Origin of the sequence: Pseudomonas asgharzadehiana (assembly GCF_019139815.1) — a bacterium.
GTDB classification, from domain to species: Bacteria; Pseudomonadota; Gammaproteobacteria; order Pseudomonadales; family Pseudomonadaceae; genus Aquipseudomonas; species Aquipseudomonas asgharzadehiana.
In genome coordinates, this window is sequence record NZ_CP077079.1 from 3424656 (window position 1) to 3436787 (window position 12132).

Here is a 12132-nt window from a genome sequence, read left to right on the forward strand (position 1 = left end):
GGGTTTTTCATTTTCAGGCCCTGCGTTACGCCGGCGCAGACGTACGGATCAGGTGATCAAACGCACTCAGCGACGCCTTGGCGCCCTCGCCTACCGCAATCACGATCTGCTTGTACGGCACCGTCGTCACGTCACCGGCGGCAAACACGCCAGGCAGTGACGTTTCGCCACGGGCATCCACAATGATCTCGCCGCGCGGGGTCAGCTCAACCGTGCCCTTGAGCCAATCGGTGTTGGGCAGCAAACCGATCTGCACGAAGATACCTTCCAGGTCGATGGTCTTGAACTCGCCACTGTCGCGATCCTTATACGCCAGGCCGGTAACTTTCTGGCCATCGCCTTTGACTTCGCTGGTCAGCGCGCTGGTGATCACATCAACGTTCGGCAGGCTGTGCAGCTTGCGTTGCAACACCGCGTCGGCGCGCAGCTTGTTGTCGAACTCGAGCAGGGTCACGTGACTCACGATGCCGGCCAGGTCGATGGCCGCTTCAACGCCGGAGTTACCGCCGCCAATCACCGCCACGCGCTTGCCTTTGAACAACGGCCCGTCGCAGTGCGGGCAGAAGCAAACGCCTTTGGCCTTGTATTGCTGCTCACCCGGCACCCCCATTTCACGCCAGCGGGCGCCGGTGGCCAGGATCACCGTCTTGGACTTGAGGGTCGCGCCGCTTTCGAAACGAATTTCATGCAGGTCACCCGCGTTTTTCGCCGGGATCAAGGCACTGGCGCGCTGCAGGTTCATGATGTCCACGTCGTATTGACGCACATGGGCTTCCAACGCGCTGGCCAGCTTCGGCCCTTCGGTTTCCTGTACCGAGATAAAGTTCTCGATGGACATGGTGTCCAGCACCTGGCCGCCAAAACGCTCGGCGGCAACACCGGTGCGAATACCTTTACGCGCCGCATAAATGGCTGCCGAAGAACCGGCAGGCCCACCGCCGACAACGAGGACGTCAAAGGCATCTTTGGCACTGATTTTCTCGGCAGCCTTCTCAATGCCGCTGGTATCGAGCTTGGCGAGGATCTCTTCCAGGCCCATGCGGCCCTGGCCAAAGTTCACACCGTTGAGGTACACGCTGGGCACCGCCATGATCTGGCGTTCATCGACTTCAGCCTGGAACAGCGCGCCGTCGATGGCAACGTGGCGGATGTTCGGGTTGAGCACCGCCATCAGGTTCAGCGCCTGGACCACGTCCGGGCAGTTCTGGCAGGAGAGCGAGAAATAAGTCTCGAAGCTGAACTCGCCTTTGAGGGCGCGGATCTGTTCGATCACTTCGACACTGGCCTTCGACGGGTGGCCACCGACTTGCAGCAGGGCCAGCACCAGCGAAGTGAATTCATGGCCCATGGGGATGCCGGCGAAACGCAGGCTGATATCGGCACCCGGGCGGTTGATGGAGAACGAGGGCTTGCGCGCATCATTGCCATCGGTTTTCAGGGTAATCAGCGTGGTGAGGCTGACGACGTCCTGTAAAAGAGCGAGCATTTCCTGGGATTTCGCGCCGTCATCAAGGGAGGCGACGATCTCGATCGGCTGGGTGACCCGTTCCAGGTATGACTTCAACTGAGCTTTAAGATTGGCGTCCAACATACGGGCGATTTCCTGTTAATTCGGTTTATTGCAGACAAAAAAACGCCCGAGCGAATCTCGCCCGGGCGTTCAGAGGGCGGATGCAGCTTACTTAAGTGCGGAATACCGCCCTTGAGACTTCACAGACTTAGATCTTGCCGACCAGGTCCAGGGACGGAGCCAGAGTGGCCTCGCCTTCTTTCCACTTGGCTGGGCAGACTTCGCCTGGGTGGGCAGCAACGTACTGGGCGGCTTTGATTTTGCGCAGCAGCTCAGAAGCGTCACGACCGACACCACCGTCGTTCAATTCAACGATCTTGATCTGACCTTCTGGGTTGATCACGAACGTGCCGCGGTCTGCCAGGCCAGCTTCTTCGATCAGTACGTCGAAGTTGCGGGAGATGGTCAGGGTTGGGTCGCCGATCATGGTGTACTGGATCTTGCCGATGGCTGGCGAAGTGTTATGCCAGGCAGCGTGGGCAAAGTGGGTGTCGGTGGACACGCTGTAGATCTCGACGCCCAGTTTCTGGAATTCGGCGTAGTTGTCAGCCAGGTCTTCCAGCTCGGTTGGGCAAACGAAGGTGAAGTCGGCCGGGTAGAAGAACACTACGGACCATTTGCCTTTCAGGTCAGCGTCGGTCACATCTACGAAGCTGCCGTTTTTGAATGCGGTGGCTTTGAACGGTTTTACTTGGCTGTTGATGATAGGCATCGTTGACTCTCCGTCAGGGGTTAAGAAGTTGATGAAGTGAATCCTACCCACTCTCTTGACTGATGGCTCATTGGCAAACCTGATGCTGACGATTGGTTTTCGCTATCAGACGACTGTATTAATAGAAGAAAACTCAAAGCAGCGGCTGGGTCGCCAACGTCATACCGAGAAAAGGTGTGGATTCAACATAGCGCATGGCGGATTTCATGTCGCTCCAGCCGACGTAACTCATCAACGACTTCAAATCCCAGCCGCTGCGATGCGCCCATGTGGCGAAGCCCCGGCGCAAGGAATGGCTGGTGTATTGCTCGGCGGCGATGCCCGCACGCTCAAGCGCCTGGCGCAATAACGGGATAAGGCTATTGGGGTGCAGGCCCTCCTCCCCCAGGTTGCCCCAGCGATCAATGCCCCGAAACACCGGGCCACGCACCAACCCCGACGCGCTGAGCCACTCGGTATAGGCTTGCACCGGGCACAAGCGCAGCAGCGCCGGGGTGTGATACGTCTTGCCGAGGTTGTCGCGGTCGCTTTTGCTGCGCGGCAGGTACAGGCTGATACCGGCGCCGGGCGTGGCCTGAACGTGTTCGATACTCAGTCGGCACAACTCATCGCTGCGAAAGCCGCGCCAAAAGCCCAGCAGAATTAACGCGTTATCACGCTTGGCGCGCAGCAGCCGAGGTTGATCCTGAGCCTCGCCCGCTTCGCGCGCTTCGCCATCAAGGGACGCCACCACCTGCTCCAGATGCTTGAGCTGCAACGGCTCGGCTTGTTTCTCCTGAGCTGGGTGCACGGCCCGAATCCCTTTGAGCACCTTGCGCACCACCGGTGTTTTTGTCGGGTCGGCAAAACCCTGGCTGGTGTGCCATTGCGCCAACGCCGAAAGCCGCAGCTTCAAGGTGTTGACCGCCAACACGCCTGCATGGGCCACCAGGTAGCGCGCCACACTGTCACTGGTGGCCGGCAGGAAACCACCCCAACTCACCTCGAAGTGCTCGATGGCAGCGCGATAGCTACGCCGGGTGTTATCGCGGGTGGCGGCATTGAGGTAACGATCCAGATCGCTCATGGGAGGCCTATTCGTACTATTTGGGGGCTGCATAGCGCCCTAACGGTTATTGACACGGGATAATACGCCAATATCCCATCTGTGAATCGGCCGAATTTGAACGAGCTTTGGATAGTGTTATAGTATGTAACTACATACTACATATTACAGTACCAAATCGACGGAGACCCCATGGCACGCGGCGGAATAAACAAAGCAGTGGTTCAAGCGGCACGCCTGGCGATCCTCGCTCGCGGCGAAAACCCCAGCATTGATGCTGTACGCATCGAGATGGGCAATACCGGCTCGAAAACAACGATCCACCGCTACTTGAAAGAGCTGGACGACAGCGAAACCCGCCTGACCATCGCTCAAGCCCCGATTGACGATGAGCTGGCTGAGTTGGTCGCGCGTCTGTCCCAGCGCCTGAAAGAGAAGGCCCAAGAGCCGATTGACCTAGCTCTGTCGCAGTTCGAACAACAAAAAACCGCCCTGCTCGCCCAGCTGAAATCGCTTGAAGAGACCCACGGCCAGCTGCAGCAACAATTCGATATCCAGGGTGCGGCGCTTGCGGAAGAAAGTGCCGCTCTGCAAACCGCCAGAACCAGCCTGCAGATCGAACAAACCCGTAACGCCGGGCTAAGCCAGGCGTGCAGCGATTACGAATTGCGCATTAATGACAAGGACGAACAGATCCGTTCGCTGGAAGACAAGCACCTGCACGCCCGCGAAGCGCTTGAACACTATCGCAACGCAATCAAGGAACAGCGCGAGCAGGAGCAGCGGCGCCACGAAGGCCAGTTGCAGCAGATACAGGCAGAACTGCGCCAAGCCCAGCAAAGCGCAATGGTGCGCCAGGATGAGATCACCCAGTTGCATCGCGACAACGAGCGACTGCTGATCGAGCACCGGGTAACCACCAAGGAGTTGGCGACGCTGCAAGAGCAAGTGCGCAAGGACCAGGCCCAGCAACTTAAGCTGAGCGAACAGGTAAGCAAGATCGACGGCGAACGCACCCTGCTGCAGGAGCGCCTGCGGGTTGCAACCATGCAAAGCGAGTCACGCCAGCACGCGCTGAGTGAGCTTCAGCAGGCCAACAAAGGGCTGGAGCTGGACCTTATCAAGGCCCAGGCCAGTATCGAGGCATTGCGCCTGGCGGCCGTCGTTGCAACGGCGCCAGAGGCAACACCTGAAACCTGATCAGTGCGCCACAGGTGTGCGCATGGTGACAAACTCTTCCGCCGCCGTGGGGTGCACGCCGATGGTGTCATCGAAATGCTGCTTGGTCGCGCCCGCCTTGAGCGCGATCGCCAGGCCCTGGACGATCTCACCGGCATCCGGGCCGACCATATGGCAGCCCAGCACTTTGTCGGTGTCGGCATCGACCACCAGTTTCATCAAGGTCTTTTCCTGGCAGTCCGTGAGGGTCAGTTTCATCGGCCGGAAACGGCTCTCGAAGATCTGCACCTTGTGGCCCTTCTCTTTCGCCTCTTCTTCAGTCAGGCCCACCGTACCAATATTGGGCAGGCTGAACACCGCCGTGGGGATCATCGTGTAATCCACCGGGCGATACTGCTCTGGCTTGAACAAACGACGCGCCACAGCCATGCCTTCAGCCAGGGCAACCGGCGTTAACTGCACGCGACCGATCACATCACCGATAGCCAGGATGGACGACTCGGCGGTCTGGTACAGGTCGTCCACTTCGACGAAGCCACGCTTGTCGAGTTTCACGCCCGTGTTCTCCAGCCCAAGGTTGTCCAGCATCGGGCGACGGCCAGTGGCATAGAACACGCAATCGGCCTCCAGCACGCGACCGTCTTTGAGCGTGGCCTTGAGGCTGCCATCCGTTTGCTTGTCGATGCGCTCGATGTCGGCATTGAATTGCAGGTCCAGGCCACGCTTGGTCAGCTCTTCTTTTAGATGGGTGCGCACCGAACCGTCGAAGCCACGCAGGAACAGGTCGCCGCGATACAGCAATGAAGTCTGGGCGCCCAACCCGTGGAAAATACCGGCAAACTCGACAGCGATGTAACCACCACCAACTACCAACACGCGCTTAGGCAGCGTTTTGAGGAAAAATGCCTCATTGGAGCCGATGGCATGTTCACGCCCTGGAATCTCCGGAATCTGCGGCCAGCCGCCGGTGGCGATCAGAATATGCTTGGCGGTAAAGCGTTCGCCATTGACCTCAACTTGATGCGCATCAACAAGCCGTGCATGCCCTTCATGCAGCGTCACGCCACTGTTAACCAGCAGGTTGCGGTAGATCCCATTCAGGCGATTGATTTCGCGATCCTTGTTGGCAATCAGCGTAGCCCAGTCAAAATTCGCCTCGCCCAGCGACCAACCGAAGCCGCTGGCTTGCTCGAAATCTTCGGCAAAATGCGCGCCGTACACCAACAGCTTTTTCGGCACGCAGCCGACGTTGACGCAAGTACCGCCCAGGTAGCGGCTTTCGGCCACAGCCACCTTGGCACCAAAGCCGGCGGCAAAGCGCGCCGCGCGAACACCGCCGGAACCGGCGCCAATTACATACAAGTCAAAATCGTAGGCCATTTCACTCTCCTCGGCAGGCCGTCAGCATACCGACTTACATGGGGCTGAAAAACGAAAAAGCCACCCGAAGGTGGCTTTCTCTTACAAACGCATGGGCAAGCGTGAATCAATAAGCCTTGCCAGTCTTGTAGAAGTGCTCGTAGCAGAAGTTGGTGGCTTCGATGTAGCCTTCAGCGCCGCCGCAGTCGAAACGCTGGCCCTTGAACTTGTAGGCAATCACGCAGCCGTCTTTGGCTTGCTTCAACAGGGCGTCGGTGATCTGGATCTCGCCGCCTTTGCCTGGCTCGGTTTCTTCGATCAGCTTGAAAATGTCCGGAGTCAGGATGTAACGACCAATGATCGCCAGGTTTGACGGAGCATCTTCGGGCGCAGGTTTTTCAACCATGTCACGCACGCGGATCAGGCCATCACCAATGTCGTCACCGGCGATAACGCCGTATTTGTTGGTTTCGGTCGGGTTCACTTCCATGACCGCAACGATGGTGCAGCGGTATTTCTGATACAGCTTGACCATCTGGGTCAGTACGCCATCACCTTCCAGGTTAACGCACAGGTCATCCGCCAAGACCACAGCGAACGGTTCGTCACCGATCAGCGGTCGGCCGGTAAGAATCGCATGGCCAAGGCCTTTCATCTGGGTCTGACGGGTGTAGGAGAACGAGCACTCGTCGAGCAGCTTACGGATGCCGACCAGGTATTTTTCCTTGTCGGTGCCCTTGATCTGGTTTTCCAGCTCGTAGCTGATGTCGAAGTGGTCTTCCAGCGCGCGCTTACCACGGCCGGTGACGATGGAAATTTCGTTCAGACCGGCATCCAGAGCTTCTTCCACGCCGTACTGAATCAGTGGCTTGTTCACCACCGGCAGCATTTCTTTGGGCATGGCCTTGGTCGCTGGCAAGAAGCGAGTGCCGTAACCGGCTGCTGGGAACAAGCATTTCTTGATCATATGGGTCCTTACAAAGGGCTGTGCGTACGAAATTCGGCGCAGTCTAATCAGGCCGCAGCCACCTTACAATGGCAGCTGCTGGCGTTGCGATGTCATCATAGAGAAAAAATGTCAGCGTAAGTTCCACTTATCTTACAAAGACCTTCCTACCGCCTTGGCAAAAATTGCCGGTCACGCATCATTTCCATGGTAAGCCGTCTTTTTAGCACGCTTTTTCAGCCGGAACACTGACTTGGAATAACTTACGCGGCTTCGTGAGATTTGGCGCTATCATTAGGCCCTTGAATCAGACCAGACGAGATTGTTAATAGATGTCAGAACCAAAAGGCGTGAACGGCTACCTGATCACCAAGCGAGCGGACGGCTGGCACCTGATCAACTTTCACGGAGACAGCGTCGCTGGCGTTTTCGAGACAGAAAGCATGGCGATAGCGGTAGCCGAAGTGTTCGTGGATGAAGCCGGCCACGCGTCGAGCAAGCGACCGAAGGGCAAATAAGTCTTCAGCCCCCGCGCAACAAGCCCCGTTTGACGGGGCTTTTTTTGTATCACTCTGTACCTTGATGGCAGTTCGCTATAACCTGCCGAAAACGCCCCACGATAGTGTCAGCGCCTTCCCACACCCTCGACGACGAACACCTATGAACAAACTCCTGGCACTGACAGCGGTTCTGGCACTCGCCGGCTGCACCACCACTTCCGATGTTTACCTGAAAAACGGCGAGCAAGGCCTGACCATCGATTGCTCCGGCGAAGCCAATTCCTGGGCCAGTTGCTACGAAAAAGCCGATGCCTCTTGCGCCGGCACCGGCTATCGCATTGTCGGCACCGAGGGCACGCCATCGCTTAAAGAAAGCGACAAGACCCTGGGCCAGGATGTGGGCAACTACAAAAGTCGCAGTGTGGTGGTGGTCTGCAAGTAACCCTCGCCTACAAGTGAATCTCGGCAAATTTGATACCCAGCTCCCGAAGTAGCTCGGTCAGCTCGTCAAGGCTGGCAAAAGACTCGACTTCGTCTTGCTCGTCCACCAGGAAAAAGCTGCGCCCGCCACTTTTCTTGAAGAACACGATCCACTCACCGAGGTGGGCAGGGTTCTGGATGACATGGGTAGCCGAGATTTCACCCTCGGCATGGCGGGCTTTGACGTGTTCACGCTTCATATCTGGTTTTTCCACGACGGCATCAGCCGGAAATGCACTCTTCCCCGGCTTTTTTCACATCGCCCGGGCGGATCGGCACGTTGGACATGCTCTCGTAAAGCTTGATACTGCTGCCACTGGAGCGCTCGTCAATCTCGAAAATGGCCGAAGGGTCGGCCGAAAATTTCTGCGGCACGATCACGCGCACACCTTCTTTGTGCGGTTCGATCTGCGGCGGACGGCGGGTAGCCGATAATTTCTGTATCACACACGCGGCGTATTCCTGGGGCTTCTTCCCGGAAATGACGGCCAACGTCGGCGGGGTCTGCTTGATATCTGCAACCGAAGCACACCCACCTATCGCCAAGGCCAGCACCAACACACTCCACTTCATACAAAACCTCCAATAAAGACCCTACGACAGCGGGGATGGTAGTTTTCTCCCGCACACGTAGGATTTATCCCTGATAACTCGGTAAATAACTGTTTTAAATTGTCGACGTCATTGCAGACGGGCCGATAATAAACGCGCTGGGGCTGATAAACTCCATCTTAACCTACGTATCGTTCTGATTTTTCAGAAAAAGCCCTTCTGGAGACACCCTCATGAAATTCATCCACCAGCGCGAGCACCTCAACGAGGGAGATATCGTCGTCATCGAATGCTCGCAAACCTGCAATATCCGCCTGATGAGCGATGCGAACTTTCGCAGCTTCAAGAATGGCGGTCGCCACACTTACCACGGCGGTGCGTTCGACAAGTTTCCCGCCAAGATCACCGCGCCCAGCACCGGGTTCTGGAATATCACTCTGGACGTGGTCACGCGTCGGGCGATCAGCGTCACCCGCAAGCCTGCGTTGTCCCACAAGATTCGTATCGTTCGTCGTACCAGCACCAAGCTGAGCTGATCCGAACGCGCCATAGGAAATAGCCGTGACTGCCACTACCAAATATGTAATCAAGTACAAACTCAACGGCGAACGCCGTTTTGAGTTCGCCCAACTGACGAGCAATAGCCTGGAAGAAGCCAAGCAAGCCTTGGCGAAAATCCACGATGCCAGCGATGAAATCACTGACATCACCGTGAGTAAGGCGTTGTAAGGCATGCCCGGCCCCACTGCCGATCTGTTCGCCGACGACGCCCTGCAACAACCCGCCGGGCGCGAGCAAATCGGCGAACAGTCCTACGTGCTACGGGCTTACGCCCTGCCCTGGGTTGAGCGGCTTCTACCTGAGCTACGCCGCGTGCTGGCTCAATCCCCGTTTCGGCAAATGGTCACTCCGGGCGGCTTTACCATGTCGGCTGCGTTGAGTAGCTGTGGAGAACTGGGCTGGACCACCGATACCAGAGGCTACCGCTACAGCCCGCTGGACCCGCGCAGCCAGCAACCCTGGCCGGCCCTGCCCGACGCATTGCGCGAACTGGCGGTGCTGGCGGCAGCCGACGCCGGCTTCAACGATTTCGCCCCGGATGCCTGCTTGATCAACCGCTATGTCCCCGGCGCGAAAATGTCCCTGCACCAGGACAAGAACGAACGAGACTACAGCGCGCCAGTCGTGTCGGTGTCCCTCGGGCTGCCGGCAGTTTTTCTGTTTGGCGGCCATGCGCGTAGTGACAAGCCGCAAAAGATTTCGTTGTTTCATGGCGATGTGGTGGTGTGGGGCGGGGTTGATCGCCTGCGTTTTCATGGCGTAATGCCCATCAAGGAGGGCGTGCACCCCCGCATGGGACGGCAACGCATCAACCTCACCTTGCGCACCGCCGGCTGATTTGAGCGCAAGCTTCGGAGTGCCAGGTTTTTACGAGGCGGCTAATCTGCCCAGGACCTGTAACGAGTGCCTGCCATGACTACCGAACAAGATCCACGCTGGGCTGCGATCCTCACCCGCGACCCCAAGGCCGATACGCTGTTCGTCTACGGTGTGAAAACCACCGGCGTGTACTGTCGCCCCAGCAGTGCTTCGCGTTTGCCGCGCCCGGAAAATATCGAGTTTTTCGACACTCCCGCCCAAGCCGAAGCGGCAGGCTATCGGCCCAGTAAGCGTGCCGTCGGCGACCAGACCCAGCGGGCAGCGCAGCATGCGCAACGGGTGGCCATGGCCTGCCGCCATATCGAGCAGGCCGACACCCCGCTCAGCCTTGATGCCCTGGCCAAGTTGGCGGGCCTGAGCCCGTTTCACTTCCACCGTGTATTCAAGGCCGTCACGGGGCTGACGCCCAAGGCTTACGCCAGCGCACACCGCTCACGCAAAGTGCGCGCCGGGCTCAAGGGCCAACATACGGTGACCGATGCGCTGTATGACGCAGGCTTCAATTCCAACAGTCGTTTTTATGCCTCGGCCGATCAGTTGCTGGGCATGAAACCCAGCGATTACAGGGCCGGCGGCGCCCACAACGAGATTCTGTTCGCGGTGGGCCAATGTTCGCTGGGGGCGATCCTGGTGGCACAGAGCGCCCGCGGCGTGTGTGCGATCCTGCTGGGAGATGACCCCGAGCAACTGGTGCGCGAACTGCAGGACCAATTCCCCAAGGCCGACCTGGTGGGCGCCGACCGCCGCTTCGAACAGTTGATCGCGCAGGTGGTGGGTTTTATCGAAGCGCCCGCCCTGGGCCTGGACCTGCCGCTGGATGTGCGCGGCACCGCGTTTCAGGAGCGGGTATGGCAAGCCTTGCGCGAAATTCCGCTGGGCAGCACGGCCAGCTATGCGCAAATCGCCGAAAAGATCGGCGCACCCACGTCGTTTCGTGCGGTGGCCCAGGCCTGCGGAGCCAACCGCCTGGCAGTGGCAATCCCGTGTCATCGCGTGGTGCGCAGCAACGGTGATGTGTCGGGCTACCGCTGGGGGGTGGAACGCAAGCGCCAATTGCTGGAGCGCGAACGCGGCGATTGAACCGCACGAAAAACCTGCGTCGTCCAGTGAATAAAACAGACTGGCCGCGCAGCGATGGCCCTGCTAAAACAGCGAAGAAACCGACTAACGCTGGAGACGCATAACATGGGCACCTGGCCAGACACGCGCATTCTCGACCTGCTGGGTATCGAGGTCCCTATCATCCAGGCCCCCATGGCCGTTGGCACCACCCCCGCCATGGTAATCGCCGCCAACCGTGCTGGCGCGCTGGGTTCCATGCCGGCTGCCGCGCTGAGTATTGAACAACTGCGTGACGCGCTGACCACCATCCGCCAGGCCAGCGATCGACCGATCAACGTCAATTTTTTCTGCCATCAACCGCCTTCCGTTGACGACGCGCGGGACCAACGCTGGAAAGCGCTGCTGGAACCGTACTACCGCGAATTGGGCGCCGATTTTGATGCGCCAACGCCGGTGTCCAACCGCGCGCCGTTCAACGATGCCGCCTGCCAGGTCGTCGAAGAGTTTCGCCCTGAGGTCGTCAGCTTTCACTTTGGCCTGCCGGAAAAATCCCTGCTGGAGCGGGTAAAAGCCACGGGCGCCAAGGTGCTGTCCTCTGCCACCACTGTGGAAGAGGCGGTCTGGCTGCAAGCCCATGGCTGCGACGCAATCATCGCCATGGGCATCGAAGCGGGCGGGCATCGCGGCTTGTTTCTCAGCGACGATCTCAATACGCAGATCGGCTTGTTCGCCCTGCTACCCCAGGTTGTGGACGCCGTGAGCGTACCGGTGATCGCCGCCGGCGGTATCGGCGATGCACGCGGGATCGTCGCGGCGTTCGCCCTGGGTGCTTCGGCCGTGCAGATCGGCACTGCATACCTGTTCACCCCCGAAGCGAATGTAACCGCCGCCCATCACCATGCGTTGCGCCACGCCCAGGCCAGCGAAACTGCACTCACCAACCTGTTCACTGGCCGCCCGGCGCGGGGCATCGTCAACCGGCTGATGCGTGAATTGGGTGCGATCAATCCGGCGGCGCCGGCATTTCCCAAGGCCGGCGGAGCGTTGATGCCGCTCAAGGCCAAGGATGAAGCGGGTTTCAGCAACCTCTGGTCGGGCCAGGCACTGCGCCTGGGCAAGGACCTGGCCACCTATGAGCTGACCCGCGAGTTGGCCGAACAAGCCCTGGCCAAACTCACGTAACCCAGCCACCTGCGGCAACATTGCGCTGTACCGGCAAAGGCCAACCGCTATATATTCGCGTACATAGCGGTTAGCCCTTCTACCCACCTGCCGTACATCCCAAGG

The 12132-nt window shown here is 58.8% G+C and carries 15 protein-coding genes; 8 read left to right on the top strand and 7 right to left on the bottom strand.

Translation table 11 applies throughout. From position 1 onward, the window contains the following. Nucleotides 1-25: 25 nt before the first annotated feature. The 3 genes from ahpF to KSS96_RS15375 form a co-directional block, all read right to left on the bottom strand. A complete protein-coding gene (ahpF, locus tag KSS96_RS15365) occupies nucleotides 26-1591 on the bottom strand; it encodes an alkyl hydroperoxide reductase subunit F (protein ID WP_068931860.1) in 1566 nt (521 codons plus the stop codon). Between the two features lie 127 nt (nucleotides 1592-1718). Beyond that, complete coding sequence (ahpC, locus tag KSS96_RS15370) at nucleotides 1719-2282, bottom strand: alkyl hydroperoxide reductase subunit C (RefSeq protein ID WP_003191303.1); 564 nt, start codon at nucleotides 2280-2282, stop codon at nucleotides 1719-1721. A 133-nt stretch (nucleotides 2283-2415) separates the two neighbouring features. Further along, nucleotides 2416-3348 (bottom strand): site-specific integrase, encoded by a 933-nt coding sequence (locus KSS96_RS15375; RefSeq protein ID WP_065879046.1) that lies wholly within the window; start codon nucleotides 3346-3348, stop codon nucleotides 2416-2418. Between the two features lie 171 nt (nucleotides 3349-3519). Between KSS96_RS15375 and KSS96_RS15380 the strand changes: the two genes are divergently transcribed. Next, nucleotides 3520-4527: a DNA-binding protein gene (locus KSS96_RS15380; protein ID WP_068931862.1), complete on the top strand. Its 1008-nt coding sequence runs from the start codon at nucleotides 3520-3522 to the stop codon at nucleotides 4525-4527. Here the strand turns inward: KSS96_RS15380 and gorA are convergent, their stop codons facing one another. Together gorA and galU are read right to left on the bottom strand one after the other, a co-directional pair. After that, on the bottom strand, nucleotides 4528-5886 hold the full coding sequence (gene gorA, locus KSS96_RS15385) for a glutathione-disulfide reductase (protein ID WP_017528080.1): 1359 nt from the start codon (nucleotides 5884-5886) through the stop codon (nucleotides 4528-4530). It lies immediately after the preceding gene. Between the two features lie 106 nt (nucleotides 5887-5992). Beyond that, nucleotides 5993-6832 carry a UTP--glucose-1-phosphate uridylyltransferase GalU gene (gene galU / locus KSS96_RS15390; protein WP_003173830.1) on the bottom strand — a complete coding sequence of 280 codons (840 nt, stop codon included), beginning with the start codon at nucleotides 6830-6832 and terminating at the stop codon, nucleotides 5993-5995. A 311-nt stretch (nucleotides 6833-7143) separates the two neighbouring features. Here galU and KSS96_RS15395 point away from each other — a divergent pair, with 311 nt between their 5' ends. Both KSS96_RS15395 and KSS96_RS15400 read left to right on the top strand, forming a co-directional pair. After that, nucleotides 7144-7329 carry a hypothetical protein gene (locus KSS96_RS15395; protein WP_017528082.1) on the top strand — a complete coding sequence of 62 codons (186 nt, stop codon included), beginning with the start codon at nucleotides 7144-7146 and terminating at the stop codon, nucleotides 7327-7329. A 142-nt stretch (nucleotides 7330-7471) separates the two neighbouring features. Further along, nucleotides 7472-7753: a hypothetical protein gene (locus KSS96_RS15400; protein ID WP_017528083.1), complete on the top strand. Its 282-nt coding sequence runs from the start codon at nucleotides 7472-7474 to the stop codon at nucleotides 7751-7753. 7 nt (nucleotides 7754-7760) lie between these two features. On the opposite strand, the gene KSS96_RS15405 is transcribed toward KSS96_RS15400, so the two are convergent. Together KSS96_RS15405 and KSS96_RS15410 are read right to left on the bottom strand one after the other, a co-directional pair. Further along, complete coding sequence (locus tag KSS96_RS15405) at nucleotides 7761-7991, bottom strand: hypothetical protein (RefSeq protein WP_017528084.1); 231 nt, start codon at nucleotides 7989-7991, stop codon at nucleotides 7761-7763. A 22-nt stretch (nucleotides 7992-8013) separates the two neighbouring features. Then, complete coding sequence (locus KSS96_RS15410) at nucleotides 8014-8364, bottom strand: hypothetical protein (RefSeq protein ID WP_017528085.1); 351 nt, start codon at nucleotides 8362-8364, stop codon at nucleotides 8014-8016. A 212-nt stretch (nucleotides 8365-8576) separates the two neighbouring features. On the opposite strand from KSS96_RS15410, the gene KSS96_RS15415 reads away from it, so the two are divergent. The 5 genes from KSS96_RS15415 (at nucleotide 8577) to KSS96_RS15435 (ending at nucleotide 12027) form a co-directional block, all read left to right on the top strand. Beyond that, a complete protein-coding gene (locus tag KSS96_RS15415) occupies nucleotides 8577-8879 on the top strand; it encodes a DUF1883 domain-containing protein (protein ID WP_003173824.1) in 303 nt (100 codons plus the stop codon). 25 nt (nucleotides 8880-8904) lie between these two features. Further along, a complete protein-coding gene (locus KSS96_RS15420; RefSeq protein ID WP_017528086.1) occupies nucleotides 8905-9072 on the top strand; it encodes a hypothetical protein in 168 nt (55 codons plus the stop codon). A 3-nt stretch (nucleotides 9073-9075) separates the two neighbouring features. Next, nucleotides 9076-9741 carry a DNA oxidative demethylase AlkB gene (gene alkB / locus KSS96_RS15425; protein ID WP_068931863.1) on the top strand — a complete coding sequence of 222 codons (666 nt, stop codon included), beginning with the start codon at nucleotides 9076-9078 and terminating at the stop codon, nucleotides 9739-9741. 75 nt (nucleotides 9742-9816) lie between these two features. Continuing rightward, the gene (gene ada, locus KSS96_RS15430) at nucleotides 9817-10863 is read left to right on the top strand and encodes a bifunctional DNA-binding transcriptional regulator/O6-methylguanine-DNA methyltransferase Ada (RefSeq protein ID WP_017528088.1); all 1047 of its coding nucleotides are present in this window, start codon (nucleotides 9817-9819) and stop codon (nucleotides 10861-10863) included. A gap of 105 nt (nucleotides 10864-10968) precedes the next feature. After that, on the top strand, nucleotides 10969-12027 hold the full coding sequence (locus KSS96_RS15435; RefSeq protein WP_017528089.1) for an NAD(P)H-dependent flavin oxidoreductase: 1059 nt from the start codon (nucleotides 10969-10971) through the stop codon (nucleotides 12025-12027). Nucleotides 12028-12132 lie beyond the last annotated feature (105 nt).

Coding starts and splice junctions, on each gene's coding strand:
- ahpF (WP_068931860.1), bottom strand. CDS start 1,591: ATGTTGGACGCCAATCTTAAAGCTCAGTTGAAGTCATACCTGGAACGG.
- ahpC (WP_003191303.1), bottom strand. CDS start 2,282: ATGCCTATCATCAACAGCCAAGTAAAACCGTTCAAAGCCACCGCATTC.
- KSS96_RS15375 (WP_065879046.1), bottom strand. CDS start 3,348: ATGAGCGATCTGGATCGTTACCTCAATGCCGCCACCCGCGATAACACC.
- KSS96_RS15380 (WP_068931862.1), top strand. CDS start 3,520: ATGGCACGCGGCGGAATAAACAAAGCAGTGGTTCAAGCGGCACGCCTG.
- gorA (WP_017528080.1), bottom strand. CDS start 5,886: ATGGCCTACGATTTTGACTTGTATGTAATTGGCGCCGGTTCCGGCGGT.
- galU (WP_003173830.1), bottom strand. CDS start 6,832: ATGATCAAGAAATGCTTGTTCCCAGCAGCCGGTTACGGCACTCGCTTC.
- KSS96_RS15395 (WP_017528082.1), top strand. CDS start 7,144: ATGTCAGAACCAAAAGGCGTGAACGGCTACCTGATCACCAAGCGAGCG.
- KSS96_RS15400 (WP_017528083.1), top strand. CDS start 7,472: ATGAACAAACTCCTGGCACTGACAGCGGTTCTGGCACTCGCCGGCTGC.
- KSS96_RS15405 (WP_017528084.1), bottom strand. CDS start 7,991: ATGAAGCGTGAACACGTCAAAGCCCGCCATGCCGAGGGTGAAATCTCG.
- KSS96_RS15410 (WP_017528085.1), bottom strand. CDS start 8,364: ATGAAGTGGAGTGTGTTGGTGCTGGCCTTGGCGATAGGTGGGTGTGCT.
- KSS96_RS15415 (WP_003173824.1), top strand. CDS start 8,577: ATGAAATTCATCCACCAGCGCGAGCACCTCAACGAGGGAGATATCGTC.
- alkB (WP_068931863.1), top strand. CDS start 9,076: ATGCCCGGCCCCACTGCCGATCTGTTCGCCGACGACGCCCTGCAACAA.
- ada (WP_017528088.1), top strand. CDS start 9,817: ATGACTACCGAACAAGATCCACGCTGGGCTGCGATCCTCACCCGCGAC.
- KSS96_RS15435 (WP_017528089.1), top strand. CDS start 10,969: ATGGGCACCTGGCCAGACACGCGCATTCTCGACCTGCTGGGTATCGAG.